This is a genomic window from Streptomyces sp. NPDC048277 (genome assembly GCF_040652235.1).
Classification (GTDB): Bacteria; Actinomycetota; Actinomycetes; order Streptomycetales; family Streptomycetaceae; genus Streptomyces.
Genome location: NZ_JBEZLQ010000003.1, coordinates 1 through 25,854, shown reverse-complemented (window position 1 = coordinate 25,854; position 25,854 = coordinate 1). Strand labels below are relative to the sequence as shown.

Annotated in this window: 21 protein-coding genes and 1 pseudogene; 16 read left to right on the top strand and 6 right to left on the bottom strand. The window is 69.5% G+C overall.

The annotated features are described in order from the left end of the window. Positions 1-68: 68 nt before the first annotated feature. The 10 genes and pseudogenes from AB0D85_RS07930 to AB0D85_RS07885 form a co-directional block, all read left to right on the top strand. A complete protein-coding gene (locus AB0D85_RS07930; RefSeq protein WP_362315325.1) occupies positions 69-1,463 on the top strand; it encodes an alpha/beta hydrolase-fold protein in 1,395 nt (464 codons plus the stop codon). A gap of 608 nt (positions 1,464-2,071) precedes the next feature. Continuing rightward, positions 2,072-3,100: a LacI family DNA-binding transcriptional regulator gene (locus tag AB0D85_RS07925; RefSeq protein WP_362315322.1), complete on the top strand. Its 1,029-nt coding sequence runs from the start codon at positions 2,072-2,074 to the stop codon at positions 3,098-3,100. 118 nt (positions 3,101-3,218) lie between these two features. After that, positions 3,219-4,460, top strand: a complete 1,242-nt coding sequence (locus AB0D85_RS07920; protein ID WP_362315319.1) for an extracellular solute-binding protein — start codon at positions 3,219-3,221, stop codon at positions 4,458-4,460. 21 nt (positions 4,461-4,481) lie between these two features. After that, positions 4,482-5,465, top strand: coding sequence for a sugar ABC transporter permease (locus AB0D85_RS07915; protein ID WP_362315316.1), 984 nt, complete (start codon positions 4,482-4,484; stop codon positions 5,463-5,465). Continuing rightward, complete coding sequence (locus tag AB0D85_RS07910; protein WP_362315313.1) at positions 5,462-6,325, top strand: carbohydrate ABC transporter permease; 864 nt, start codon at positions 5,462-5,464, stop codon at positions 6,323-6,325. The genes AB0D85_RS07915 and AB0D85_RS07910 overlap by 4 nt, the downstream gene beginning before the upstream one ends. Positions 6,326-6,414: 89 nt before the next feature. After that, entirely contained in the window at positions 6,415-8,154 is a 1,740-nt protein-coding gene (locus AB0D85_RS07905) for a trehalase family glycosidase (RefSeq protein ID WP_362315309.1), read from the top strand. 70 nt (positions 8,155-8,224) lie between these two features. Then, entirely contained in the window at positions 8,225-10,078 is a 1,854-nt protein-coding gene (locus AB0D85_RS07900) for an RICIN domain-containing protein (protein ID WP_362315306.1), read from the top strand. Positions 10,079-10,265: 187 nt separating this feature from the next. Next, positions 10,266-10,859: an HAD family acid phosphatase gene (locus AB0D85_RS07895; protein WP_362315303.1), complete on the top strand. Its 594-nt coding sequence runs from the start codon at positions 10,266-10,268 to the stop codon at positions 10,857-10,859. 170 nt (positions 10,860-11,029) lie between these two features. Beyond that, positions 11,030-11,230 (top strand): hypothetical protein, encoded by a 201-nt coding sequence (locus tag AB0D85_RS07890; protein ID WP_362316633.1) that lies wholly within the window; start codon positions 11,030-11,032, stop codon positions 11,228-11,230. After that, positions 11,167-11,463: pseudogene (locus tag AB0D85_RS07885) on the top strand (TIM-barrel domain-containing protein); the annotation flags it as partial. The gene AB0D85_RS07890 and the pseudogene AB0D85_RS07885, both read left to right, overlap by 64 nt. 265 nt (positions 11,464-11,728) lie before the next feature. Here AB0D85_RS07885 and AB0D85_RS07880 read toward each other — a convergent pair. From AB0D85_RS07880 to AB0D85_RS07860, 5 genes are read right to left on the bottom strand one after another with little or no spacing between them, the layout of a single operon-like run. Continuing rightward, positions 11,729-13,135: an MATE family efflux transporter gene (locus AB0D85_RS07880; protein WP_362315300.1), complete on the bottom strand. Its 1,407-nt coding sequence runs from the start codon at positions 13,133-13,135 to the stop codon at positions 11,729-11,731. Next, positions 13,135-14,190 carry a cysteine synthase family protein gene (locus AB0D85_RS07875; protein ID WP_362315297.1) on the bottom strand — a complete coding sequence of 352 codons (1,056 nt, stop codon included), beginning with the start codon at positions 14,188-14,190 and terminating at the stop codon, positions 13,135-13,137. Before AB0D85_RS07875 ends, AB0D85_RS07880 begins: the two co-directional genes overlap by 1 nt. Before the next feature lie 18 nt (positions 14,191-14,208). Then, positions 14,209-15,540: an alanine racemase gene (locus AB0D85_RS07870; protein ID WP_362316578.1), complete on the bottom strand. Its 1,332-nt coding sequence runs from the start codon at positions 15,538-15,540 to the stop codon at positions 14,209-14,211. Then, on the bottom strand, positions 15,537-16,577 hold the full coding sequence (locus AB0D85_RS07865) for an ornithine cyclodeaminase family protein (RefSeq protein WP_362315294.1): 1,041 nt from the start codon (positions 16,575-16,577) through the stop codon (positions 15,537-15,539). Before AB0D85_RS07865 ends, AB0D85_RS07870 begins: the two co-directional genes overlap by 4 nt. Then, positions 16,574-17,575, bottom strand: a complete 1,002-nt coding sequence (locus tag AB0D85_RS07860) for a TauD/TfdA family dioxygenase (RefSeq protein ID WP_362315291.1) — start codon at positions 17,573-17,575, stop codon at positions 16,574-16,576. The genes AB0D85_RS07865 and AB0D85_RS07860 overlap by 4 nt, the downstream gene beginning before the upstream one ends. Before the next feature lie 286 nt (positions 17,576-17,861). Here AB0D85_RS07860 and AB0D85_RS07855 point away from each other — a divergent pair, with 286 nt between their 5' ends. From AB0D85_RS07855 to AB0D85_RS07840, 4 genes are all read left to right on the top strand, one after another. Further along, positions 17,862-19,418 (top strand): ABC transporter substrate-binding protein, encoded by a 1,557-nt coding sequence (locus AB0D85_RS07855; RefSeq protein WP_362315288.1) that lies wholly within the window; start codon positions 17,862-17,864, stop codon positions 19,416-19,418. Positions 19,419-19,498: 80 nt separating this feature from the next. Then, positions 19,499-20,407, top strand: coding sequence for an ABC transporter permease (locus AB0D85_RS07850; RefSeq protein WP_362315285.1), 909 nt, complete (start codon positions 19,499-19,501; stop codon positions 20,405-20,407). Further along, positions 20,404-21,219: an ABC transporter permease subunit gene (locus tag AB0D85_RS07845; protein ID WP_362315282.1), complete on the top strand. Its 816-nt coding sequence runs from the start codon at positions 20,404-20,406 to the stop codon at positions 21,217-21,219. Before AB0D85_RS07850 ends, AB0D85_RS07845 begins: the two co-directional genes overlap by 4 nt. After that, positions 21,216-22,772, top strand: coding sequence for an ATP-binding cassette domain-containing protein (locus AB0D85_RS07840; protein WP_362315280.1), 1,557 nt, complete (start codon positions 21,216-21,218; stop codon positions 22,770-22,772). Before AB0D85_RS07845 ends, AB0D85_RS07840 begins: the two co-directional genes overlap by 4 nt. 26 nt (positions 22,773-22,798) lie before the next feature. On the opposite strand, the gene AB0D85_RS07835 is transcribed toward AB0D85_RS07840, so the two are convergent. Further along, positions 22,799-23,737 (bottom strand): M48 family metalloprotease, encoded by a 939-nt coding sequence (locus AB0D85_RS07835; RefSeq protein WP_362315277.1) that lies wholly within the window; start codon positions 23,735-23,737, stop codon positions 22,799-22,801. A 361-nt stretch (positions 23,738-24,098) separates the two neighbouring features. On the opposite strand from AB0D85_RS07835, the gene AB0D85_RS07830 reads away from it, so the two are divergent. Further along, a complete protein-coding gene (locus tag AB0D85_RS07830) occupies positions 24,099-24,776 on the top strand; it encodes a response regulator transcription factor (RefSeq protein WP_362315274.1) in 678 nt (225 codons plus the stop codon). A 149-nt stretch (positions 24,777-24,925) separates the two neighbouring features. Further along, on the top strand, positions 24,926-25,297 hold the full coding sequence (locus tag AB0D85_RS07825; protein ID WP_362315271.1) for a BlaI/MecI/CopY family transcriptional regulator: 372 nt from the start codon (positions 24,926-24,928) through the stop codon (positions 25,295-25,297). Positions 25,298-25,854: the final 557 nt, after the last annotated feature.

The window sequence follows — 25,854 nt, the reverse complement described above, 5'->3', positions numbered from 1 at the left end:
CGGAAGTGGATCTGCTTGAAGCGCCCCATTCCCATGTTCTCGAAAGTGAATAGTCGAAGGAGTTCGCATTGGTTGCCAGGCGTACGTTCATCACTGGATCCGCGACGGCCGGAGCCGTGGCCGTGCTCGGCGGCGCGGCCTACGGCGCCGCCGCCACACCCGACGACACACGCTCACAGACCGGTCACATACGCGGCGCCACCGCCGTCACCGAGGTCTTCGGTGACGGCCAGAAGCTGATCGCCGTGGCGGTCGAGTACGACCGGGACATCGATACCTCGGCCCTCACCTCGTCCACGTTCGCGGTCACGGACCGGACGGTCACCAAGGTGTACGCGAACCGCGCGCCCCGGCCGGCCGAGCGGGGCCGGGACGGGCGCTACGTCATCGTCGAGCTCTCTCCCGACGACACGGCGGCGGCGCTGTGGGTCACCCAGCAGGGGGCCGGCGGCGGAGCGAGCGCCTCGCCCAGCCCCTCGGCCGGCGCGTCCAGCGGATCCGGTGGCGGTGCCCCCGGAGGCGGCGGCCCGAAGGTCGGCGACAGTACTCCGGGCGGCACGATCGTGGCGGCCACGGCCTCGCTCGTCCAGAAGGGCACGGTCACCACCACCCGCGGCGGCCGCTACGCACCCGACGGCACGACGCTGACCACCGGCGACGTCGTGAACCTGATCGTCGACGACTTCGAGCAGCACACCTTCGACGACCCCGCGACCGGCCAGACCCTCGGCTACAACCTCTTCGTCCCGAGGAACTACGACCCCCGCAGGCGCTACCCGCTGGTGCTGTTCATGCACGACGCGAGCGTCGTCAACGTCGCCACCGAAGGACCGCTGGTGCAGGGCCTCGGCGCGGAGTGCTGGGCGAGCGAGGAGGACCAGGCCAGGCACGAGGCCTTCGTGCTGGCACCCGAGTACGGCTCGGTCGTGGTCGACGACGACTACGAGCCCTCGACCCTGTTCGACGCCACCGCCAACCTCGTCGAGGCGGTGACGGAGAAGTACAGCATCGACACCGACCGGCGCTACACCACCGGTCAGTCGATGGGCGCGATGATGTCGCTGGGCCTGAACATCAAGTACCCCGACCTCTTCGCCGCCGCCTTCATCGTCGCAGGCCAGTGGCCCTCCGACGTGGCCGCGCCGCTCGCCGAGAAGAAGCTCTGGATCGTCGTCTCCCAGGACGACGACAAGGCCTCCTCCGGCGAGAACGCGATCACCCAGGTCATCGCCGACCAGGGCACCAAGGTCGGCACGGCCGTCTGGGACGGGCAGTCCACCGCCGCCCAGTTCGCCGCGGACGTACGCAACCTGGAGAAGCAGCGGGCCCCGGTCAACTACGCCTCCTTCCAGACCGGCACGACGGTGCCGTCCGGCTCCACCACCAGCGCGCACATGGGCACCTGGCGGATCGCGTACACGATCCCGGGCATCCGGGACTGGATCATGCGCCAGTCGAAGTAGCGCTGCCTCCGCACTCACGGCCCTCTCGTCGTCGATGGGCCCCTATTCGGCAGATGCCCGGCAGAGCTGTTCTGCCTCCTTCGTCCAGGGCTTCCCAGCCGCTGTTCCTCGCAAGGCTCGTCGTGGGTCGGGTTTCCGGCCACGGAGAAGGGCGCAGCCCTCGCCGCCGTGGCCGGGAGCCGCGAGTTTCGCGGGGCGTGGTGAGGAGAACTGTCGGGCCGCGCGATCTGCGAGGCCCACCCGGCTCTCCCGCGCGTCACGAATCCGAGCCGTCGCCCGCCGGTGCCCGGAGCCGGAAGCCGCGCGGTTGCGCCGGTGAAACGCCGGAACGACGGGTTCGTCGAACCGGTTCGAAGGAAGCTAGCACCCTCGAAACACCTCGGCAATCCGTCCGGCACCGGACGCCACCGCCGGTGTGCGTGGGGTTCCAGGATGGTTACGGAAGACGTGCTGTCGGAAGTATTGACAGGGCTCCTGGCTCGTTCCTACCTTCACTTCACGCGAACCGGTTCGACACGGCCGGCCGCACTTCTCCATCTCCCCACCAGTCACGGCACCGATGGTCGGTCCTCATCGAAGTGTCGAACCGGTTCGACTAGGAGTCGCTCGTGAACATCGGTGAGATCGCCCGGCGTGCCGGTGTCTCGCGAAGCACGGTGTCCTACGCGCTGAGCGGTAAACGCTCGGTATCGGAGGACACACGCCGCAGGATCCAGCAGGTCATCGACGAGTTGGGCTACCGCCCGAACGCGAGCGCCCGCGCCCTGGCCAACGGCCGTACCAACACCATCGGCCTGGTGTTCCCGCCGGCGGGCAACCACTACACCGGAATGCAACTCGACTTCATCGGCAGCGTGGTGGAGGCCGCCGCGGCCCATGACTACGACGTGCTGCTGTCCCCGAGCGGGGTGGACAGCGACCGCTCGTTCCAGCGGCTGTTGGGGGAGCGCCGGGTCGACGGCGCGATCCTGATGGAGATCAGGCTGGAGGACGACCGGGTGGATCACCTGGCCGCCCTGGACTTCCCGTCCGTCGCCATCGGCCGTACCGCTCATCCGGAGGTCGGCTGGTGGGTCGGTCTCGATCACACCGCGCTGGCGGAGGCCTGCGTCCATCACCTCGCTGACCTGGGTCATCGCCGGATCGCCTTCGTCAACCGCCCCGAGCAGCTCCTGCGGTCCGGCTACGAGTCGGCCCACCGCGGACTGGACGGGTTCACCAAGGCGGCCGCCGAACGCGGGCTGACGGTGCGAACGTACTGCTGCGGGGACGATGCCGCCTCAGGGCAGGAATGCCTGGAGCGGATCCTGCACGACGATCCGGCCACCTCGGGCCTGGTCACACTGAACGAGGCCGCTTTGGGCGGCCTCTACCGAGGGCTCGCCCAGGCGGGGCGCCATGTGCCGCGTGACTTCTCGGTCACCGGAGTCGTCGCCGGACGGTGGGCGGAGACGGTGACCCCGCAGCTCACCGCGGCGGACGTACCGGCGGAGGAGATGGGCCGGCGCGCCGTCGATCTCCTCGTCGAGCGGATCGATCACCCCGGCTCGACCGCCCGGCACCATCTGCTCGCGCCCCCGATCTCCTTGCGGGCCAGTACCGGCCCGGCCACCGGTGCGTGGGCCCCCGAAGCCTGACCGCACGGCACGGCTCCCCGCCTCCCGCACACCCGGCTCTCACCCCCGCCGTTCGGCGGGCCTGACCTTCCTGAACCCCTTCCACGGCATCCGCATGCCAGAAAACGAAGGATCCATCATGCACAGCACCTCCAGACGGCTGCTCGCCGCAGTGACCGTCTCGACCGTCGTCGCCGTCGTCGGCACCGCCTGTTCCTCCGGCTCGGGCAGCACCGGCACCAAGAGCGCGGACAGCGGCACGTACACCATCTGGGACCCCTACCCGCAGTTCGACAAGACCTCGGCCTGGGCGAAGCTGCTCGACCAGTGCGGTACGAAGGCCGGAGTGAAGATCAAGCGGACCGGCTTCGACACCAGCGACCTGGCCAACAAGACGCTGCTGGCGGCGCAGCAGGGCAACTCCCCGGACGTCCTCGTCGTCGACAACCCGGTGGTGTCGACCCTGGCCGAGGCAGGCGTGCTCACCACCACCGACGACAACAAGCTGGACACCTCGAAGGTGGACGCCAACCTGCTCGCGGCCGGCCAACTGGGCGGCAAGACCTACGGCACACCCATCGGCGCCAACACCCTCGCCCTCTACTACAACAAGAAGGTCCTGAAGGAGGCCGGGGTGGACATCACCTCGGTCAAGGACTGGACATCCCTGACGGCGGCTCTGGCGAAGGTCAAGAAGGCGGGCAAGAAGGGCATCACCTTCTCCGCCATCGGCACGGAGGAGGGAAGCTTCCAGTTCCTACCCTGGTTCTGGGGCGCGGGCGCGAACCTCACGCGGCTCGACTCGTCCCAGGGCGTCTCGGCGCTCTCCCTGTGGGCCGACTGGATGCAGAAGGGCTACGCCCCCAACTCGGTGCTCAACAACACCCAGACCACCAGCTGGCAGGAGTTCGCGAGCGGCGACTACGCCTTCAGCGAGAACGGCACCTGGCAGCTCGCCAACGCGGAGAAGGCCGGCTTCGACTACGGCGTCCTGCCCATCCCCGCCGCCACGGGGGGCAACGCCGCGGCCCCCACCGGAGGTGAGTTCGTCACCATCCCGGTCCAGAGCGACACCGCCCGCTACGCCACCTCGCAGAAGCTGGCCACCTGCCTGACCAGCACCCAGAACCTGTACGCCACCGACACCACCCTGTCCTACGTGGCCCCCACCGCGGAGGTCCAGGACAAGCAGGTGGCGGCGAACGCCAAGCTGAAGCCCTGGGTGGCCGCGGTCAAGGCGGCCAAGGGACGCACCAGCGACAACCTGGGGACCAAGTACCCCAAGATATCCGAGCAGTTGTGGAAGGCCGTCCAGTCCGCGCTCAGCGGGTCCAAGACGCCGAAGGAAGCCCTGTCCGCCGCTCAGCCGGCCGCCCGGTAACCAGGATCAGTCGGGTCGCAGATGAACCACACCACACAGCTGCCGGACCACCGGTCCGTGCGCGACCGGAGCGGGGCGCCGACGGCCGCCCCGCCCGCGGCCCGCGCCAGGATCCGGCGTCGGCCGACCTCCCCGCAGTGGGCGGCCTGGGGCTTCCTCGCCCCGGTGACCCTCTATCTCGCCCTGTTCTACGCATATCCGCTCTACCGCAACATCGACCTCAGCCTGCGCGACTACACGGTCCGCTCCTTCGTCCAGGGCAACGCGCCCTTCACGGGCCTGAAGAACTACCGGACGGTCCTCGACGACCCGACGTTCGCCCCGGCCCTGCTCCACACCGTGGTCTTCACCGCCGTATGCCTGGCCTTCCAGTACGCCATCGGCCTGGCCCTCGCGGTCTTCTTCAACCAGAACTTCCGGCTCTCGGCCACCCTGCGCGCCCTCTTCCTGGTGCCCTGGCTGCTGCCCCTGATCGTCTCGGCCTCCACCTGGTCGTGGATGCTCAACAGCGACTCCGGCATCGTCAACACAGCCCTGCACGCCATCGGCGTCGGACCGGTCAACTGGCTGACATCGCCGTCCTGGTCACTGACCTCGGTGATCATCGCGAACACCTGGATCGGCGTCCCGTTCAACCTGGTGGTGCTCTACAGCGGCCTCCAGTCCATCCCGGCCGGCCTGTACGAGGCGGCCGCTCTCGACGGTGCCAACGCCTGGCAGCGCTTCTGGCGCATCACCTTCCCGCTGCTGCGCCCGGTCTCCGCGATCACCCTGCTCCTGGGCCTCGTCTACACGCTCAAGGTCTTCGACATCATCTGGATCATGACCAAGGGCGGCCCGGCGGACTCCTCCACCACCTTCGCCACCTGGTCCTACCAGCTCGGCTTCGGCAACCTCCTGCCCGCCTTCGGCCCCGGCGCGGCCGTCGGAAACCTGCTCGTCGTGGCCGCACTGGTCTTCGGCCTGATCCACGTCAGGGTCCAGCGAAAGCAGAACGCCTCATGACCACCGCGACCCCGCACACCCCCGCCGCGTCACGACCTCACCGGCGGCGCCGGACCACCTGGTGGAAGACGGCCACGGGCCTCGTGCTGACGGCGGTCATGCTCTTCCCGGTCTACTGGATGGTCAACGTCTCCCTCACCCGCGACCAGGACATGCGCAAGAGCCCGCCGGACCTGCTCCCGCTGCACGGCACGCTGACCGGCTACCGCACCGTCCTCGACGAGCAGTTGCCCTACCTCGCCACCAGCCTCGTCATCGGGCTGGGCACCGTCGTCCTGACCGTGGCCCTGTCCGCTCCTGCCGGCTACGCGCTGGCCAAGCTGCGACCGCCCGGCCGGGGGATCGTGAACTTCGCGCTGCTGGCCGCGCAGATGATCCCCGGCATCATCATGGCGATGGGCTTCTACGCCATCTACCTCCAGCTCGGCCTGCTCCAGTCGGTGCCCGGGCTGATCGTCGCCGACTCCACCCTGGCCGTCCCCTTCGGCGTCCTCATCTTCGCCGCGTTCATGTCCGGCATCCCCGGTGAACTGCTGCAGGCCGCGAGGACCGACGGCGCCGGGCCGCTGCGCACCTTCTGGTCGATCGTCCTGCCGATGAGCCGCAACGCCGTCGTCACGGTGTCGCTGTTCGCCTTCCTGTGGTCCTGGTCCGACTTCGTCTTCGCCAACACCCTCGTGAACGGCGGCGCCCACGAGCCGATCACCCTCGGCATCTACCACTACATCGGCAACAACAACCAGGAGTGGAACGCCATCATGGCGACGGCCGTCGTGGCCTCGCTGCCGGCCGCGGTCATCCTCGTCCTCGCCCAGCGCTACGTCGCCGCCGGCGTGACCGCGGGCGCCGTCAAGGACTGAGTCCGCCCACCTCCACCGTCCCGTCACGACTGACGTGTCAGCGCGTCAGCCGGTCGATGCCCCCTGCTCCAGAAACGAGTCACGCCACCATGACCGCCGCCCGGCCCGGCCCGGCCTTCTCCGTCCACGACATCCCGTTCAGTACGTACGGATCCTGGTTCGGCATCTCGCCGGTGCTGGCGGAGAAGACGTACGCCGAGGACCTCCACCTCGTCTCGCACCAGAACGGCATGCACGCCGTCCTGCGCCTGGTACCCGTGGACCTGACAACAGGGGACCGTGCCGAAGCCCGAGTCGAGGCGACACCGGGCCTGCTCAGCTGGGTCGGCAGGGGTGGGCGGGTGGATCTGGCCTACGAGACACCGGACACCGTACGTCTGCGGGGGAGCGGTCTCGGCATCGACGTGTCCGCGGCCGCACAGGTGTTGACCCCGTTCAGCGGAACGTACTTCTTCCACGATCCGGTAGCGGACGCCCATGTGTTCACGTCGTACGAGACCGGACGCCGTTACCGCGTCACCGTGCTGTCCGGCAGGGTCGCCGGGACGTCCGGAGACCAGGTGCTGGGATCCGGCGACCGCGGCCTGGTCATCGCCGCCGAGGAGGCGGACGGTGACTGGGAGATCGCCGTGGAGGAACTGGAGACCGCGCGGCCGGCGTACACGTCCTCGGGGCCCTTCGACGCGATCACCGAGCGCGCGGATCGCTCGTTCGCGGCTTTCGCCGAGGCGGTGGCTCCCTGGCGTTCGTCCGCCACTCCGGCCGCCGAACTCGCCGCCTACGTCCTGTGGTCGGCGACCGCTCGCCCCGCCGGTCTTGTCACCCGGCCCGCCGTGCTGATGTCCAAGCACTGGATGGACAAGGTCTGGAGCTGGGACCACTGCTTCAACGCCCTTGCCCTGGCCCCGGGTTGCCCAGAGCTGGCCCTGGACCAGTTCGCCCTGCCGTTCGATCATCAGGACCCCGGCGGCGCCCTGCCGGACTCGGTCACCCACTCCGAGGTTCTCTACAACTTCGTCAAACCGCCCATCCACGGCTGGACCTTCGGCCGCCTGCGCCGCCGCCTGCCGACGCCTCCGACCCACGCCGAACTGGCCGGGATCTACGAACGGTTGGAACGCTGGACGGACTTCTGGCTCACCGCGCGGCGGGCCCCCGGCGCGGAACTCGCCCACTACCAGCACGGCAACGACAGCGGCTGGGACAACGCCACCACCTTCGACCCCGAGCGGGTGGTCGTCACCGCGGACCTGTCCGCCTTCCTCGTCCTGCAGATGCATGAACTCGCCTCTCTGGCACAGGAGTTGGGCCGTCCGGGCGACGCCGCCCAGTGGATACGGCGAGCCGATGAGACGCAGTCGGCGCTGCTCGGCCGGCTCTGGACCGGCGAGGAGTTCGTCACCAGCGGTGTCGACACCGGGGACACCTGGAGCAGTTCCAGCCTCCTCGACCTGATGCCCGTCGTACTGGGCGAACACCTTCCGGGCGAGGTCAGCGACGCGCTGGCCGACCGGATCAAGGCCCACCTGACCCCGTACGGCCTGGCCACCGAGCTGCCCACCTCGCCTCACTACCGTGCCGACGGTTACTGGCGCGGCCCGATCTGGGCACCCGCCACCGTCCTCGTCGAGGACGGCCTGCGCCGCGCCGGTCACGAACGACTGGCCGACGACATCAGCGCCAGGTTCCGCGCACTGTGCGAAACCCACGGCTTCGCCGAGAACTTCGACGCCCTCGCCGGCACCGGCCTGCGCGACCGCGCCTACACCTGGACCGCCAGCAGTTACCTCCTCCTCGCCGAAGCACACGCCCACCGAGACGGCCGCTGACCGGCTGCCTCGAACCCAGCCCCGGGGTCTCCGGGCCCCGGTTCCGTCCTCCTTCACCCAGGAGCCGCAGATGAATCAGCACTGGACATCTCCCAGATCCGGAGCCCGGACAGGACGCCGAAGGGCCTCATCCGCCGCCGTCCTGCTGGCCGCCCTGGCCGCGAGCCTGCTGCCCGCCGCTCCGTCGCAGGCAGCCGACACCAGCGTCACCGTCGACTTCGCCACGGCCGGCGGCGCCCCCACCTACCACGCCTCCGGCACCATCTACGGGATGACGCCGGACGGCTCGCTGCCGCAGGACCACTTCTACAAGGACATCAAGTGGCACCTCATGCGGGCCGGCGGCGCCCAGCTCAACAGCGGCGGGTACGCCACCAGCCTCGCCGACTACCAGACCCGCTGGAACTCGACGCTGGCCCAGTACAAGCGCACCACAGCCCTGGGCGGAACCTTCATCCTGCTCCCGCACGACCTGTGGGGCGCGGACGGCACCACCAACCAGGCCTTCCCCGGTGACAACGGCGACTGGACGCAGTTCGACGCCTTCCTCGACCAGCTCTTCTCCGACGTCAAGGCCAACAACATGACGGTGGAGTGGGACCTGTGGAACGAGGCCAACGGCAGCGGCTTCTGGGCCCGGTCGGAAACCCAGTACCTCCAGATGTGGGCCCGCTTCCACGCCGCCGTCCGCGCCAACTTCCCCGGACAGCTCATCGTCGGCCCCAGCATGGCCGGCGGCCCCTACACCTCCAACACCTGGCTGACCACGTACCTCGCCTACGTCAAGGCCAACAACGTCGCCCCCGACATCTACAGCTGGCACGACGAACCCGGTGACCCCGCAGCCGAGGCCGGCGTCATGGACAGCATGCTCTCCTCCTACGGCCTCACCAACACCCGCCCGTACCAGATCAACGAGTACGCCACCCAGGACATGCAGTCCCCGGGCGGCGGCGCCTGGTTCATCGGCCGCCTGGAGCGGGCCGGCGCCGACGGCCTGCGCGGCAACTGGGCCTCCGGCACCGACCTGCACGACTACGAGGCCGCCCTGCTCACCAAGAACAGCGCCGGTCAGTACCTGCCGCTGGGCGAGTGGTTCATGTACCGCTACTACGGCTCCCAGACCGGCAACATCGTCAACCTGGTACCGGGCACCGGCACCGACGGCCTGGCCACCAAGGACAACACGGCCAAGAACGCGAAGATCCTGCTCGGCAGCAGCGGCAACACCGGAACCGTCACCGTGAACCTCACCGGCCTCAACACCACCTCGGTGGTGGAGGGCGGCCAGGTCCGCGCCGTCGTCCAGCGCGTTCCCTACAACGGCGGAGCGGCCGTCACCGGCCCGGTCACCATCGCCGACACCACCCTGACGGTCAGCAACAACGCCGCGTCCGTCAGCATCCCCTGGACCAACGCCAAGGACGGCTACACCGTCACCCTGCTCCCGCCGTCCAACACCACCGTCTCCACCGTGGCCGTCAGCGAGAACAGCGGTCAGTGCCTGGACGACACCGGCCTCAGCACCGCCGACGGCACCCAGTACCAGCAGTACTACTGCGAGGGCGGCTACCAGCAGATGCTCGACCTCAAGCCGGTGAGCGGCAAGACCAACACCTACACGGTGGTCGACGAGCTCAGCGGCAAATGCCTCGACGTGTCCGGGTCCTCCACGGCCGACGGTGCCGCCGTCATCCAGTACACCTGCAACGGCGGGACCAACCAGCAGTTCACCCTCAACCCCGTCAGCGCGCTCGGCAACAGCCAGGACTATCAGCTCGTGGCCGTGCACAGCGGCAAGTGCGTCGACGTCAGCGGCGTCTCGACCACGGCCCGCGCCCAGGTCCACCAGTGGACCTGCGACGCGGCGAGTGCGCTGAGCACCAAGAAGAACCAGATCTGGCGCCTGGCCGGCAAGGTCTGACGCCCCTCGGACGGAAGCGTGCCTGTGCGACGGCGGAATTCACAGGACGCTGATCAGAACATGGGTGTCACGTTGCCGTACGGTCCCCAGCGGGACACCCACCGCACATTCGTCTCCAGCACCGTTGCGCAACGGCAGTCGCCGCAACGGAATCCGGCGACTGCCGTGACCATAGGAGCTCCCCACCATGAACCGTCTCACCGCGCGCCGCGCCGCCGTAGTCACGGCGGCCGGCCTCGGCCTGTCGTTCGCCGCCGCGCTGCCCGCGCAGGCCGCCGACTCGACCGTCACCGAGGCCCAGTGGCTGTCGGACGTCGCCGCCGTCACCGGCCCCGCGCAGACCTACATCGACGGTCGCGTCGCCGCCAACACCTCCGGTGCCAAGCTGGCGATCGTCCTCGACATCGACAACACCTCGCTGGCCTCGCACTTCGAGGGCGGTTACCCCACGCCGGCCACCGCTCCGGTGCTCGCCCTCGCCAAGGACGCGCATGCCAAGGGCGTCAGCGTGTTCTTCGTGAGCGCCCGCGTCAATCTGATCGACGCGATCACCAAGTACAACCTGACGCACGTCGGTTACACGGTCAACGGCCTCTACACCCGCTCGCTCATCGAGGTCGCGAGCGAGAGCGTCGCCGACTTCAAGACCGCTCAGCGCAAGAAGATCGAGGCGAACGGCTACGACATCGTCGCCAACATCGGCAACAACACGACGGACCTGACCGGCGGTTACGCCGACACCACCTACAAGCTGCCGGACTACGACGGCCTGCTGGACTGACCGTCCGGCGCACGTCGATCCAGGTCCGCCCGAGTGACACAACCCCGGTCACTCGGGCGGCCGGCCCGCTCCGGACTGGACGACTGCCGCGAGTGCCAGATCGCACAGCCACGAGACCGGCCGCGAAGTAGACGAAGACCAACTCCCTCCCCGGATCGACCATCCAGAGCGTGCACCCGCTGCCTACGGCGCAACAGGCCGAGCGCGGTGAGATGGTGACCGTGTCCGCCAGAGCCCTGGAACTGCGCTCCCCGCACGAGGTGCCGCACATCGAACCGTGGGGCCCGCACGCGGTGCGGGTCCGCGGCACACCGACATCGGGGGCTTCCAGGGCGGCGATCCGGATGACCCCGCGTACCGGGAGGTGCTGATCCGCTGGTTCCAGTACGGCACCTTCGGCCCGATCCTCACCGCACCGGTCACCGAAGCCGGGGCCCGAGCGCGGCGCGTGTACCCGCCGGCCGGAACCCGCTGGCTCGAACCGGCGACCGGCACCGTCCACGAAGGCGGCAGCGAAGTGGAAGCGGCGCCTCCGATGGAACGCATTCCCGTCTTCGTGCGTGAGGGCGCGGTCGTGGCCGATGCGTTCGACGGGGACTCGTAGGGCAGCAGTCGACGGCCCGCGTGAGGTCGCTGCGATCGTCCACGGCATCCTCCCGGGCGACATCCCCGACCCATTCCGCGCGGGACGGCGGTGAGCGCCATGACCGACGAGATGGACGTGGGCAACCCGCTCGCCTGAGAGCGCACCCGCATGGGCCGCGCAAGGAGGTGGCCGCGCAGGCCGGACCGGACGAGCACACTGTACGACCCGTGAGCAGCACGGGTGATGGGCGGAGGCGGACGGCCGACGAAGTTGCCGCAGCGGCCTACGACTGCATGCTCACCGAGGTCGTGGCCGTCGCCTTTGCCGACAGCCCGGTCACGAGCCGCCCGAACCGGCGCAGCAGCAGTACGGCGGTGGCCGCCAGGCCGGTGAGCAGGCCGAGCCAGATGCCGAGGGTGTCGAGGCCGACCGCGAAGCCGAGCAGCGCGGCGGCGGGGAGGCCGATGAGCCAGTAGCCGATGAGGGTGACCTGGAAGCCGCCCTTGGTGTCGTCGAGTCCGCGCAGCAGACCCACTCCGATGTTCTGCGTGCAGTCGAAGAACTGGAGGACCGCGGCCACCAGGAGGAGTTTCACAGCGGTGTCCATCGCCCGGTTGTCGTGGGTGTCGAAGAAGGGCGCGAGGACGATACGAGGGATGGTCACGTAGACGACAGCCACGACGGCCATGACTCCGGCCGCACAGGCCAACGCTGTGGTTTTCAGCCGCTGCGCGGCGGCCGTGTTGCCGAGGGCCAGTTCGCGGCTGACCCCGATGGAGGCCGCGTGCGAGAGGCCGACCGCGATCTGGAAGACGATGTACACGAGCTGGTTGACGGCGGTGTGCGCGGCCAGCGCTGCCGTGCCGAAGCTGCCGACCAGCAGTGCCACGACGGAGAAGAAGCCGGCCTCGGAGCCGTAGGTCGCGGCGATCGGCGCGCCGAGTCCGGTCAGTCGGCGCAGGGTCGCGGGCCGGGTCTTCCAGACGCTCAGGGAAAGCAGCGGTGCCAGCCGGGGATCGCGGCGGGCGGAGGCGTAGAGCGCCAGGAAGGACAGCGCGTACACGGAGGTGGTGGCCAGCCCGATGCCGGGCAGGCCCATCTTCGGGAGGATCCAGGTGCCGTGGATGAGAAGCCAGTTGAGGCCCGCGTTGACGGCGATGGAGGCGAGTGTGATGCGCAGCAGGGCCTGTGGCCGGCGCATGCCGACGGTGAACTGGCGGATCGCCTGGAACCACAGACAGGGCAGCAGGCCGGGCGCCATCGTGTAGAGCATCGGCTGTGCCACGTGGACGACGTCCGGGTCCTGGCCCAGCCAGACCAACGCGTGCCCGATCAGCACCATCAGGACGGCGCCCGCCACGCCCGCGAGCGTGGCCAGCAGCAGGGCGGCGCGGACCAGATCGCGGACGTCCTCTCCTGCGGCCTCGCCCGGCTCGGCTCGGGCGTCCGCGGCGGCCACCTGGTTGCCGACGGCGGTGACCATGCCGACGCCCATCGTGCGCAGCTGGTTGAAGACGACCATGGCCAGGCCGCCGGCCGCGAGGGCCTCGGTGCCGATCAAGCCCATCATCACGGTGTCGGTGGTGGTCAGCGCGACCTGGGCGAGCTGGGTGAGGACGAGGGGCACGGCGAGCGTGGCCAGGGCTCGGGAATCGGCGCGGAGTCGGGTCAGGGTCAGGGCGGGCGGCATCAGATGTGTTCCTGCGGGATCGGGGAAGCGGTCGGGCGGAGGCTGCACAGCAACTCGTCGACCTCGCGCTCCACTTGGGGGTCGAGCAGATCGCGTGCGGTCATCCAGTCGTCGTCGAAGACAGTGTCCATGTACTTTTCCCCGCCGTCGTTCACCAGGGCGACGGCAGTGGTCGCCGGTGGCTGCGAGGCGAGACGACGCAGCGCTTCGTACACCACCCCGCCGGCCGAGCCGCCGATGAGCAGCCCGACCCTGCGGGCCACCACCCTCGCGGTGACGAAGGCCTCGACGTCGCCGACCTTGACGCCCTCGTCGAGGAGGCCGTAATCGACCATGGCGCCGATGCCGGCCCCCTCGGGGGTGCCGGTGCCGGACTGGTAGTAGTCGTGCGCCGGTGGTCCGAAGGCGATGGACCCCTTCGGCTCGACACCGACGATCCGTACTCCGGGCACGGTCTCACGCAGCACCTTCCCGGTCCCGAACAGGCCGCCGCCGGTGCCGACGGCGCCGATCAGCTCGTCGACCCTGCCGTCCAGCGCCGCGTCGATCTCCAGGGCCACGGGGTGGTAACCGACGCCGTTCGCAGGGTTGTTGTGCTGCTCCGTGAAGTAGGCGTTGTCCGAGTCGGCGGCCATCTTCTCGGCGAGTTCCTCCCGGGCGGCCGTTGCCAGCTCCTCGTCGCCCTCCTGCGCGACGTAGACGAGTTCGGCACCGAGGGCCTTCATCGCGCGGAGTTTGTCGGCGGCCGCGTGGTGGTCGACGACGGCGGTGAAGGTGTATCCGCGTTCGGCGGCGACGACGGCCAGACCCAGTCCGGTGTTTCCGGAGGTCGACTCGATGATGCGGCCGCCCGGGCGGAGCAGTCCGCGCTCCTCGGCGTCGACGACCATCTGCCGAGCCATGCGTATCTTCGCCGTACCGGTCGGGTTGAACTGCTCCAGCTTCAGCAGCAGTCGGCTGCCGGTCGGGGTGCGGCACAGTTCGAACAGCGGGGTCGCACCGATGAGTTCGGAGACCTGCCGGACGACGGGCGGCCGGTGCAGGGAGTCGTGCATGGGGGGCTCCAGACGTGGTCAGGCGGGGTGGCGGTCGAGGTGCCAGCGGAAGCGGTCCGACGTCCGCTCGACGACGACCTTGGGCGGCAGCGGCAGTTCGTGGAACGGTGACTCGTTGGAGTCCATCTGGTAGCCGGCGGTGTTGAGGTACACGAGCAGGTCGCCCACGGCCGGTGGCGCCGGAAAGGGGATCTTGCGCCAGGTCAGCAGGTCCGACTCCAGGCAGGTCGCGGCTCCTACGCAGGCCGGGTGGGGGCCGTCCTCCGGGCGGGCGGGGACGAGCACCGGGTCGGGCAGGAACTCGCTGTCGAACCACTGCTCGGACAGGCTCAGACTGCTGCCGTCCACGGTCAGGATCGCGTAGCCGTCACGTTCCTTGACGCCTTGCACACGGAAGACCGTGAACCCGGCCTGGTCGAGCAGTGCCCGGCCGGGCTCGACCAGCAGCCGCATGTTCGCCGTCCTCAACACCTCGGCCAACGAGACGCTCCCGCCGGCGGGCACACAGGCGAGGACCGCGCGCAGGGCGTCGGCGCCCGCGACAGGGGAGTGGTACGGATAGAAGCCGCCGCCGAAGCGCTTCCCGGCGTGGAAGTGTTCGGCCCGGTTGCTCTCCCCGAACTCCCGCCAGTCCGCACCGTCGACGTAGTCCACCGCGAAGCCGCCGCCGATGCTGATGCTGTCGGCGGGCAGCCCGAGTTCCCGCGCCCGGCCGCAAAGGTCCACCAGCACTCCCGCCAGGTCGGCGCGTTGGCGGACGTCGTAGCCGGACAGATGGAAGCTGAAGCCCTCCAAGGACACTGCCGAGCCGGCGATCCGGGCCAGCGCGACGGTGAGCTCACTCTCATGGAGTCCGAACCGGCTGTGCGGTTGCTCCGCCGGAAGCACCCGCAGCAACGCCCGTGCCGTGCGGCCGAGTTCACCGGCCACCGCATCCAGCCGGGCCAGTTCGTCCAGCGCGTCCACGGCGATCAGCGCGCCCTGCAGCACGGCCACCCGCAGGAATTCGTCCGCCTTCGCCGGACCGGTGACCACCAGTTCGTCGCCTCGGACCCCGGCCGCGAGCGCCTCGCGCAGCTCGCCCCGGCTCGCCACGTCCACGCCCAGTCCGGCCACCGCGGCTCGTTCCGCGAACACGGCGGCCTTGTTGGCCTTTTTCGCGTAATACACCCGGCCGTCCACGCCCGACTCGTCGAACACCGCGTTGAACGCGGCCGCGTTGGCGTCGAAGGCGGTCGGCAGGAGTACGTGATAGGGGCCGCCGAGGCCGTGGGACAGTTCCCGCAGCAAGGGGTCGGCCAGCAGACCACGTGTCTCGGGGTCGGCGTGTGCGGGCAGCCGTGCCGTCACTTCCACAGCGGCACCGCCGTCCCCAGCTCCTGTGCCAGGGCGAGTTGGGCGAACCGGTGACCGAGCGCGATGTCGGTGACGACCAGACCGCTGTTGTAGGCGAAGATGCTCTGCCCCGCGTCGGTGCGCCCGGACGCCCGCCCGGCCAGGACGTCGGGAAACTCCGCGTCCACTTCTGGCAGCCGTCCCTCACGGTCGGCCATGTCGATGCCGGTGACCTGCATCTGCGCGGCGCTGGTGGCGATGACACGCCGGGCCCGATGGAGGGTCGAGGGCGCGATGCCGTAGCCGACCAGGACGCACAGGGCGGAGGGCTTCAGCCAGTCCGCCTCCACGCGGGCCGGAGTGTTCGGGCCCGCGGTCGCGAGCACGATGTCCGCCTCCTCGGCGGCCGCCCGCAGATCGGACACGACCTCCAGTTCCCGTCCGGGGAAGTACCGTTCCAACTCCTCCTGGACGGCGCCGATGCCGTCCGGATGGGTGCCGAAGAGCATCAGCCTCTTGAGATCCGGCAGGGTGGTCAGCAGAAACGGAAGGGCCAGCCGGCCCTGCGTACCGGTGCCGATGACGAGCACGCTGCGACTCCCCGGGGCGGCCAGTTCCCGGGCGAGCAGTGCGGAGACGGCCGGGGTGCGCAGGGCGCCCACCCGTCCGCAGTCCAGCATCGCGACGGGCAGACCGGTCTCGTCGTCGTACAGCGTCAGCGTCGTGTAGTAGTGCTGCCGGTCGCGGTCCTCGTGCAGGCCGTACTTGTACGACGTCTTGACGGCGACCACCTTGCGTTCGCCGTCGCGGCCGAGCATGGCGTAGGCGACCGAGTGGCCGTCGTCCGGCTTGACGGTCAGCTTGCGCGGGTTGTCGGAACGGCCCTCTGCCAGGGTGCGGTACGCCTGCTCCACCACGGACACCACGTCGGTGAGGGTGATGTCGATGCCGGCCACGTCGCTGGTGCTGAGGATGCGCAGAGTCCTGTCGTCGTGTCCCACGGAATCCCTCTCGACTTGGCTGCGGACGGGGTCTGCCTGAGTGCGGGTCATGCGTACGCCTCCAGCGCGACCTGGCCGTAACCGTGTTCGTCCTGTTCGGCGGCCGGCCGGGTGCGGCGGTGCGGGATGCGCACCGAGGCGCGCTTGAGCCAGCGGTCGGTGCCGTCGTAGCGGGCCCGGAAAGGCACCCGGCCGTGGACGACCAGGTCGTTGTCGACCACGAGGACGTCGCCGGGCTCCAGACTCACCGCCATGGAGACCCTGCTGAGCTCTTCCGACAGCCGGTCATAGGCCGCACGATGTTCCGCGGACCCCCGGTCGAGGGGGGTGTAGGCGGGGTCGAAGCGCAGTGTCAGCCCGTCCGGTGCGTCCCAGAGGGTGGGTACGGCGGGCGCGGTGCCGGCGTAGGTCTGAGCCTCGGTGTAGGCGTCGTCGGGGAGTATCGGCAGGACCGGCTCGCTCAGCATCGCGATGTCGGCCGCGTCGAGTCGGACCTCCCGTACGGAGGCGGCGGTGGTGGCCACCGCGTCGTGGTTGCGCAGGCAGCCGAGGACCAGCAGATGGGCGCGGCCGGGGTGGAAGGCGTCCTCGGTGTGCGGGCTGAGCAGCACGCTGCTGCTGGCGCCGGTCTGTTCGTCCTCGTGTCCGGGGGAGGGGACGATGTTGTGCACGAACCGGCCGTCCTGCTGGCCCTCCCAGGCGATCGGCGTGCCCATCACGGTGGACAGCAGCAGGAGGACGACGTCGTACAGTGCCCCGGCCCGTCCGGCGCTGGACCAGTGGCGTGGTGTCGGGCCGATGGCCTTGTCGTCGACGGGGATGCCGCGTACGACGAACAGGCCGGTCGCACTGTCCACGGGGCGGCAGACGTGGTGGACGTCGGCGCTCAACGACGCCGCTGTGCGGGGGACTTGGGCGATGAGGCGCGACCAGTCGAGGCCGTCGTCCTCGACGGGGCCGGCTGAGGAGAGAAGGTTCTGGGCCGCCTCGGTCAGTTCATGTACGGCGTGCGGATGCAGCTGGCGCACGGGAGCGACTGCCGTGGGCATGGTCGACCATCCGTTCTTGGGGTTGCGCGTGCGGGTGCGCGACGAGGTGATCGGGGGAAGGCCGGGCAACAGGGCGTTGACAGTGGATCGTCTGCGGCGGGACGAGAGGTCCACGTGTTGCGTTCCAGTGACGCGCCGGGCCGGCTCGGCTCAGGTAAGTCATACCTAAGTTAGGGTGTTCACGCGGAGTGCGCTGTACTCCACTTGGAGTATTGCCTCGCGGTCGATTTTTAGGATAGGCAAACCTAAGTAATTCGTTCGCTGTTTCTGAAAGTCGAGGACGAACGTGGATCTGACGAGACGCCAACTGCTCTGGGCCGGTGGCGCCGTGGGCGCAACGGCCCTGCTGGCGGCATGCAGCGGCGGCGGTGACGGCGAGTCGACCGGGGTGTCCCGTGGTGCGACCGCGAAGCCCGTCAAGGGCGGCACGCTGCGGGTGGGCGCCCTTGGCCACGCGAGCGCCATCACCCGCGATCCGCACGGCACCCAGGCCAACGAGAGCGACTACCTGATCATCAGCCTCGTATACGACACGCTCGCCGTACCCGGCAGCAAGCCCAACACCATGCCCCGGCTCGCCGCGAGCTGGAAGGCGTCCGACGACCTGAAGACCTGGCGGTTCACCCTCGCCAAGGGCGCCGCGTTCCACGACGGCTCGCCCGTCACCGCGGCCGACGTCGTCTTCTCCCTCAAGCGGCTGCGTGCCACTCCCGCCGGTGCCTCCCGGCTGCCCGGCATCCAGGCCAAGAACATCACGGCCGACGGCGACGACACGGTCATTCTCGTCTCCGACTACGCCAACGCCGAACTGCCCCTGCTCACCCGCCTGACCACCTTCGTCATCCCCGACGGCACCACCGACAAGGACATCGCCAAGGCGCCCGGCACCGGTCCGTTCAAGCTCGACTGGTTCCGCGGCGGCAACGCCCGCCTCGTCCGCAACGACGACTGGTACGGCGGTGACGTGTACCTCGACGCCATCGAGGTGAAGATCTTCGAGAGCCCCCAGGCCATGGCCAACGCCCTGCTGGCCGACCAGATCGACCTCGCCTCCAACGCCGGCGCCGTCGCGGCCCGCACGGCCGGGTCGCGCAGCGACATCCAGAAGATCCGGCGCCCCAACGACATGGCGATGCCCATAGTGATGCGCACGACGGACGGTCCCTTCGCCGACCCCAAGGTGCGGGAGGCCCTGCGCCTGGCCGTCGACCGCAAGGCCATGGTCGAACAGGTGCTGTCCGGCTACGGGAGCGTCGCCAACGACATCCTCGGCACCGGCGACCCCGCCTACGCCAAGAGCATCCCGCAGCGCACCCGGGACCTCGCCCAGGCCAGGCAACTGCTCAAGGAAGCCGGGTTCGACACTTCCAAGACCTACGAGATCCTCACCACCGAGGACATCTCCGGGCTCGCCGAGTCGGCCACCCTCTTCGCCACCCAGGTCCGCGAGGCCGGCGTCAAGGTGAAGGTCGTCAAGCAGGAGTCCGCGGTCTTCTGGGACAAGACCTGGCTCAAGGGCGACCTCTACACCACCTACTGGGGCACCAACGACTCGGTGGTCTTCTTCGCCAGCAAGACCATGGTCTCCGACAGCGGCCAGAACGAGGCCGGCTGGAAGAACAGCGCCTTCGACGCGGCCTACGAGAAGGCCATCGGAACCGCCGACGCCACCGAACGCACGGCCCTGCTCAAGCAGATGCAGCAGATCGAGTACGACAGCTCCGGCTATCTCCTGTGGGGTATGGCCGACGGTGTGGACCTTGCCGCGGCCAAGGTGCACGGGCTTCCCACCCTGCCCGGCTACGGGCGTGTCCAGCTCGAGAAGGCATGGCTGTCCAGTTGAGCACGGAAACCGGCGCGCCTCCCGGCGTGGTGCCAAGGAGCAGGTGGGCGTGGGCCGTTGCGGCCCGCGTCGGCCTCGTCGTGGCCAGAAGAGCGCTGCTGCTCGCGGCGCTCCTCGCCACGGTCTTCGTCGGCGTGGAGCTGCTGCCCGGCGACGCGGCGAGCGCGACCTCGGAACGCGGCGAGAGCGCCGCGGACCTGGCCCGGCGGCGCCATGAACTCGGCCTCGACAGACCGGTCCTGGAACGCTTCTGGGACTGGATGTCCGGCCTGCCCACCGGCGACCTCGGCACCTCCGCCCATGGCGAACCGGTCACCGGCCTGCTGACCACCGCGTTCCCCAATACGTTGGTGCTCAGCGGCACCGCACTGCTCCTCACCGCCCTGCTGTCGGTGACGTTCGCGTCCTGGGCGGCGCTGCGGCCCGAAGGACGTCTCGACCGGATCGTCACCGGTGTCTCGACCGCGGTCTTCGCCGTCCCGGAGTTCGTGGTCGCCGTCGGCCTCGTCCTGGTGCTGTCCCTGTGGGCCGGCTGGCTGCCCGCCGTCACCCTCACCGGCAGCGACGGCACCCCCGCCTCATGGACCATGCTGATCCTGCCCGCCCTGGCCCTGACCGTCCCACAGACCGGCTGGAACACCCGTATCGCCCGTGCCGCGCTCGCCGACGAGGCCCGCGCCCCCTACGTCGAAGCCGCCGTCCTCGACGGACTCGCCCCGCGCCGCGTGCTGCTGCGCCACATCCTGCCCGGAGCCCTGCCCACCATCGCCACCGGACTCGCCACGTCATCGGGAGTGCTTCTGGGAGGAGCGGTCGCCGTGGAGACCATCTTCAACTACCCGGGAATCGGAGCCGTCCTGTCCTCCGCGGTCGCCGACCGCGACGCCCCGGTGATCGCCGGAGTGACGGCACTGGCCGGCGCGGCGATCACCGTTGTCCTGCTGGCCGCCGATCTCGTCCGCGACCAGCTGACGGCAGGCCGCCGATGAGGGCCTCGAACCGCGCGGTCCTGCTCCGGGTGGCGCCGGCCGTTCTGCTCGTACTCCTGGCGCTGGCCGGCCCCTGGCTGACCCCGCACGCCGTCGACGAGCCCATCACCATGCCCTTTGCCGGACCCGGCCACGGTGTCCCTCTCGGCGGCGATCAACTCGGGCGCGATGTGCTCAGCAGACTCCTGGCGGGCGGGCGTTCACTCGTGGTGTCCGCACTGCTCATCGCCGTGGTGGTGACGGCGTCGGCCGCCGTGGTCGGCACCGTCGGCGCCCTGCGGCCGACCGTCGGCCGCATCGTCGAACGCGCCGCCGACATGCTGATCCTGCTGCCCGCCGTCCTCGGCGTCATGCTGGTCGCCCTCTCCTGGCCCGGCGGCGGGCGACTGGCCGTAGCCGTTGCCGCCATCGTCCTGGGATTCCCCTACGCTGTCCGGCTCACCGCCAACGCGGCGGCGCCCGTGGCAGCGTCCGGCTACGTCGAGGCGGCCGCCGCCGGTGGCGAACGACTCTGGTTCCTCGTGGTCCGCGAAGTGCTGCCCAACCTGCGGGCCACCCTGCTCGCACTCCTGGGCCTGCGCTTCGTCGAAGCCGTCTACGTCGTCTCCATGGCCGGATTCCTCCAGGTGGGGCCCCAACCACCCACCGCCGACTGGGCGTTGATGATCCGGGAGAACTCCTCGGGCATCCTCCTCAACCCCTGGGCCGTGATGGCCCCGAGCGCGGCCGTCGCCCTGCTGGCACTGAGCGTCAACCTCGCGGCGGCCGCCCTGGCCCCGCAGACAGGCCGAAAGGCGGCAACACTGCTGTGAGTCACCCACCCCGGAACACGGACGCGGACAGCGAGGACACCGTCGCCGCGGCGCTCGGCTTCGGTGTCGTGGCGGCGGACGGCCGAAAACTGCTCGAAGCGACCTCACTCAGCCTGCGGCCAGGGCGCGTCGTCGCCGTCACGGGCCCCTCGGGAACAGGGAAGACGACGTTGCTACGTGCCTTCCTCGGCCACCTGCCGCACGGCACGGTCCGCTCCGGCGGCACGGTCCATGTGCTGGGCCACGACATGTTCGCGGTCGATGACACCGAGCGCCGTGAGATCCGCAGAGACGGGATCGCCTACGTCGGCCAGGATCCCGCCTCGTCGTTGAACCCGCGGCTGCGGATCCGCACGCTCCTGTCCGAGCTGAGCGCGGACGCGTCCCCCGACGCTGTCGTCGAGCTCCTGGACGCCGTCCGCCTGCCCTCGGACCGTGACTTCGCGGCCCGTCGGCCGGGCCAGCTCTCCGGCGGCCAACTGCGCCGGGTCGCGCTCGCCCGTGCCCTCTCGAAGCGGCCTCGGCTTCTCCTGCTGGACGAGCCCACAGCCGGACTCGACCCGGTGCTCCGCGACGAGATCACCGAACTGCTCCGTACCCTGGCCCTCGGTCGTCGGCTCGCCCTGGGCTTGTCCTCCCACGACCGGGACGTCATCGCGCGGTTGGCGGACGACGCCGTGGACCTGACGGCCGTCGGAGTCCGCCCCCCGAGAACGCCGCGCCCTGCGGGCGACCGATCCGTCACTTCCGTCACTCCGGTTCGACCGCCCCACACGGCCGCCTCCGCTCGTCCCGTTCTCGAGGTCAGGGATCTCAGCGTGGTGTTCCCCGGCCGAGGAGCAGGTCAGCCAGGGCTGACGGATGTCCGGTTCGCCGTGGCCGAGGGCGCTGCCGCGGCGGTCATCGGCGCCTCGGGTTCCGGCAAGACCACGCTCGCCCGCGCACTCGTGGGCCTGCGGAAGCCCCGGTCCGGAACCATACGGTTCGACGGCGCGGACCTTCGGGCCACGGTCCGACGCCGCAGCCGGGAACAGCGACGCCGGATCCAGTTGATCACCCAGGACCCACTCGGTGCGCTCAACCCCAGCCGTACCGTCGGCTCGACGGTGGCCAGGCCCCTGCGCATCCACGGGAGAGCGTCTTCCGGCGCAGTGGCCGGCTCGGTGCAGGATCTGCTGGAACTCGTCGGGCTTCCCCGGTCCTTCGCGAGCCGCTACCCCCATGAGCTTTCCGGCGGACAGCGTCAACGGGTGGCGATCGCACGGGCGTTGGCGGCCGAGCCGGACATCCTCATCTGCGACGAGATCACCTCCGCACTCGACCCGGCCACGGGAGCCGCTGTCATGGACCTCCTCCACCGGCTGCGGCAGGACCGTTCCCTGACACTCGTCGTCATCAGCCATGACCTCACACTGGTCCGGGAGCGCACCGACACGATCACGGTCCTCGCGTCCGGTCGCGTCGTGGAATCCGGCAACACCGCGGATGTCTTCGCCGCTCCGCAGCACACGGCGACGCGGGAGCTGCTGTCCGCCAGCCTCGCAGCCACCTGATCGCCGCCCTTCGTCTCGGGCAGCGGTCAGCGGGGTACGACTCCCTGCGCCTCGCCCACTTCATGCCGCAGATGGAGCACGCCCACCACCGTCGCTCCCACGGACAGCAGAACGACGAGGGCCATGACGGCCGCAAGTCCCCGGAATGCCCCGGTGGAAGGCGGCGCCGCCGGCGTCAGGAGTCTGGCCACACGGTGCGAGACGGGGCCGGTCGCGCCGCCGAGCGCCAGATGGGGGCGCGTCGTCGGCCCCGCGTCATGGCTGGCCAGAGCGGCTCGGGCCACGGCGACGGCGACCAGCTTGCGGTCCCCGACCGCGCGGGCCGCTGCCTCGTCGGCCGCGAGTTCCGCGGCCAGACGGATCCCGGCCCGCACACTGCGGAGTGCCGGGTGGCAATGCGCCGAGATCTCGGCGATGGCCAGAAAGTGGTGATGCCGTCCGGAATTGTGCGCCCGTTCATGGGCGAAGAGAGCCTCCCGTTCGGCAGCCCGCAAACTCCGCAGCATTCCCGCGGTCACGACGATGCGGTCGGTGCGCCCCGGCAGCGCGTACGCGTCGGGCCGTGGCGAATCGATGACACAGAGGTCGCCCACCATGGGAAGTCGGGCGACCTTTCGCTGTGTCGCTCTCAGCGTTCGACTGTGTCGCACCGCGGAATACCCGAAGCGCAGACCGCCCAAGGCGAGTGAGCCGGCCGCCAGGACGGCCATCCCGGCCATGAGGTGTGCCGAAGGCGTGCAGAGATGACGGACAAAGTGATTGAGGTGGGCAAATGACGGTACGAGGTAGAGACCGGTCAGGACCAGAGCGCCGAGGGAGACGACACAAGCCGCGGCAAGGATTGCCGCGCTCACCGTGAGCGTCCACAAAGCGGCCGTGGGCCGTACCCACCCCAGAACGCGATGCGTCACGAGGCCCAGCAAGAACGGCAGCACAAGCGGTACCAGAAACAGTGGAGTCAGCAACAGGGGTCCTGGAGAGGAGCCGGGAGACACACAGGCTCCGCGCATTCTCCTGGCCGAGCGGGATCTCGTACCCGTCCTCGGTCCGTGAGGCTGGAAGTCGGGCTTTCACCGGCAGCCACCTATGCACTCACCCCAGTTGTCGACTACAGTGTTGTAGACCGTTTACAGCTATGTAGACGGTTTCGCTGGTCTTTCCCGAGGACGGTCGTACCGAATGCAACCCTCGGTCTGTCATCTCCGCAGACCACGGTACATGCGCTCGGCCGGCCGCCGGGCCGGTCGGTAGCACTCCGGCGTTGCCGGTCGGAGTTGGACGCGGCCGAACTGAGCGCTTATGCTTGATTTTTCGGTGAGGAAGTAAATGGTGTTGCGTGTACTGCTGGCCGGCGGACCGACCTCCGTACACTCTCGTATTGGCCAACTCATCGAAAGCGCACCGGACATCCAGATCGTCGCCGCGGTGGAGAGCGGTGTGGAGGGTGTCCGGCTGGCCCATGATCTGCATCCGGATGTCGTCCTCATTTATGCCCACAGTGAGGGGATGGACGGAATCGAGGTCGCTCGCCAGATAGTGGGAAGCGGTGAGTTGCCCGACGCGCACGCGGTGATGCTGGCGGACTCCGCCGAAGACGAGTCGGTGCTCGGTGCCCTCAATTCCGGAGTGCGCGGGTTCCTGGAAAAGGAAGCGCAGCCGGAAGCCCTTGTCGAGGCGATAAGAGCGGTAGCGCGTGGTGAGGCGCACCTCTCGCCTGCCGCGACACGATGCGTCCTTGACAAAATGTTTCCGTTCGCGTTGGCCGGCCCCGGCGACGACATCGAGCGGTCGTGGAGCGAACTCACGCCCAGGGAGCGTGAAGTCGTCTCCCTCGCGGCTCTCGGGCTGGACAACAAGGAAATATCCGGTCGGCTGATCGTCTCGCACTTCACCGTCAAAACGCACATCAATCGCGCCATGGCGAAGCTCAATGTCAGGAGTCGCGCCCAACTGGTGGCCGAAGTGCATCGAAGTGGGATTGTTCGCGCGAGGAGCGGCGAGTGACGAAAGGGCCGAGGTCCGCCGCGGCTGGGATCGTGGTGATCGGCTGAGTGGGAGGCGACCGCCCGCTGACCCGGGCCGTCGGGCCCGAGTTCCCTGCCCTCGATAATGGTCGCGGGGGTTGAACGGTCCAACGGAGCGCAGGGAGGGTCATGCCGGACAAAGAGGGTGAACGTCGGCCTGCAGGGGAGCTGGAGGCCAGCGTTCTGGCGGCGCTGTGGGCTGCGGGGAAACCGCAGACGGCGGCGCAGGTGAGAGCGGCCCTGTCACAGTCACTGGCCCGCACGACGGTTGCCACGCTGCTCGGCCGGCTCTTCGACAAGGGCGTCATAGACCGCAGCCCCGCACCCCGGGGTTTCGCCTACTTCCCGGTGGAGGACGCCCACGGCTTGACCGCCCGCCGCATGCACCGCGAACTCGACCAGGACGGCGACCGCAGTCTGGTGCTCGCTCGATTTGTGGAGGGACTCACAGGCCAGGACGAAAGGGAGTTGAGGCGTCTGCTGGAGGAGAGTGCGGAATGAGGTGATGGCGCGACTGGACGCGATCTGGTCGGCCGGCGCTGACCGCGAACCGCTCGTCCACTCCGTGCCGACCCCGGCCAACCGCTCCGGCCCCGAACGGCCGTGAGCTTCGCCGCAGCGACACCGCCTCGCCGACTGGCGAACTCACCTGCGGGGCAGAACGGGCGGCGACGTGGCTGTGTCCCCTGCCTGAATCCTTGCGCTCGGTGTCGGTGAGGTGTTCGGGCCGGCGCGTGATCCAGTCGGTGACCCGACGGACGGTCAGATGGGGCAGCGGAGCATCCGCCGGGATCGTCCCGGTGCGGTAGGGCCGCGCAGAGTGTCCTTGCCGGTGTCGACGGCCATACGTCCGCACAGACTGGCTCCGGGACGTCCGCCCAGGAACAGGGCGATGGCCGTGAGTTGGGCGGTGAGGGTAGGTGATGCCCACCTGCTCGTGATCGTCACGCACCTCCAAATCAGCGACAGCAATCCAGCGCGGCTTCGCCGTGCGCCGGGGGCACAGTAAATGCGCCGTCGTACGCCTGCAGATTGCTTGTCCGCCCTGCCCTGGAGAC

Bases quoted from the DNA above. Each gene is read 5' to 3' on its own strand.
- AB0D85_RS07915 (WP_362315316.1), top strand. From the start codon at position 4,482: ATGAACCACACCACACAGCTGCCGGACCACCGGTCCGTGCGCGACCGG.
- AB0D85_RS07920 (WP_362315319.1), top strand. From the start codon at position 3,219: ATGCACAGCACCTCCAGACGGCTGCTCGCCGCAGTGACCGTCTCGACC.
- AB0D85_RS07880 (WP_362315300.1), bottom strand. From the start codon at position 13,135: ATGCCGCCCGCCCTGACCCTGACCCGACTCCGCGCCGATTCCCGAGCC.
- AB0D85_RS07860 (WP_362315291.1), bottom strand. From the start codon at position 17,575: ATGCCCACGGCAGTCGCTCCCGTGCGCCAGCTGCATCCGCACGCCGTA.
- AB0D85_RS07865 (WP_362315294.1), bottom strand. From the start codon at position 16,577: ATGACCCGCACTCAGGCAGACCCCGTCCGCAGCCAAGTCGAGAGGGAT.
- AB0D85_RS07900 (WP_362315306.1), top strand. From the start codon at position 8,225: ATGAATCAGCACTGGACATCTCCCAGATCCGGAGCCCGGACAGGACGC.
- AB0D85_RS07825 (WP_362315271.1), top strand. From the start codon at position 24,926: ATGCCGGACAAAGAGGGTGAACGTCGGCCTGCAGGGGAGCTGGAGGCC.
- AB0D85_RS07910 (WP_362315313.1), top strand. From the start codon at position 5,462: ATGACCACCGCGACCCCGCACACCCCCGCCGCGTCACGACCTCACCGG.
- AB0D85_RS07830 (WP_362315274.1), top strand. From the start codon at position 24,099: ATGGTGTTGCGTGTACTGCTGGCCGGCGGACCGACCTCCGTACACTCT.
- AB0D85_RS07905 (WP_362315309.1), top strand. From the start codon at position 6,415: ATGACCGCCGCCCGGCCCGGCCCGGCCTTCTCCGTCCACGACATCCCG.
- AB0D85_RS07845 (WP_362315282.1), top strand. From the start codon at position 20,404: ATGAGGGCCTCGAACCGCGCGGTCCTGCTCCGGGTGGCGCCGGCCGTT.
- AB0D85_RS07875 (WP_362315297.1), bottom strand. From the start codon at position 14,190: ATGCACGACTCCCTGCACCGGCCGCCCGTCGTCCGGCAGGTCTCCGAA.
- AB0D85_RS07895 (WP_362315303.1), top strand. From the start codon at position 10,266: ATGAACCGTCTCACCGCGCGCCGCGCCGCCGTAGTCACGGCGGCCGGC.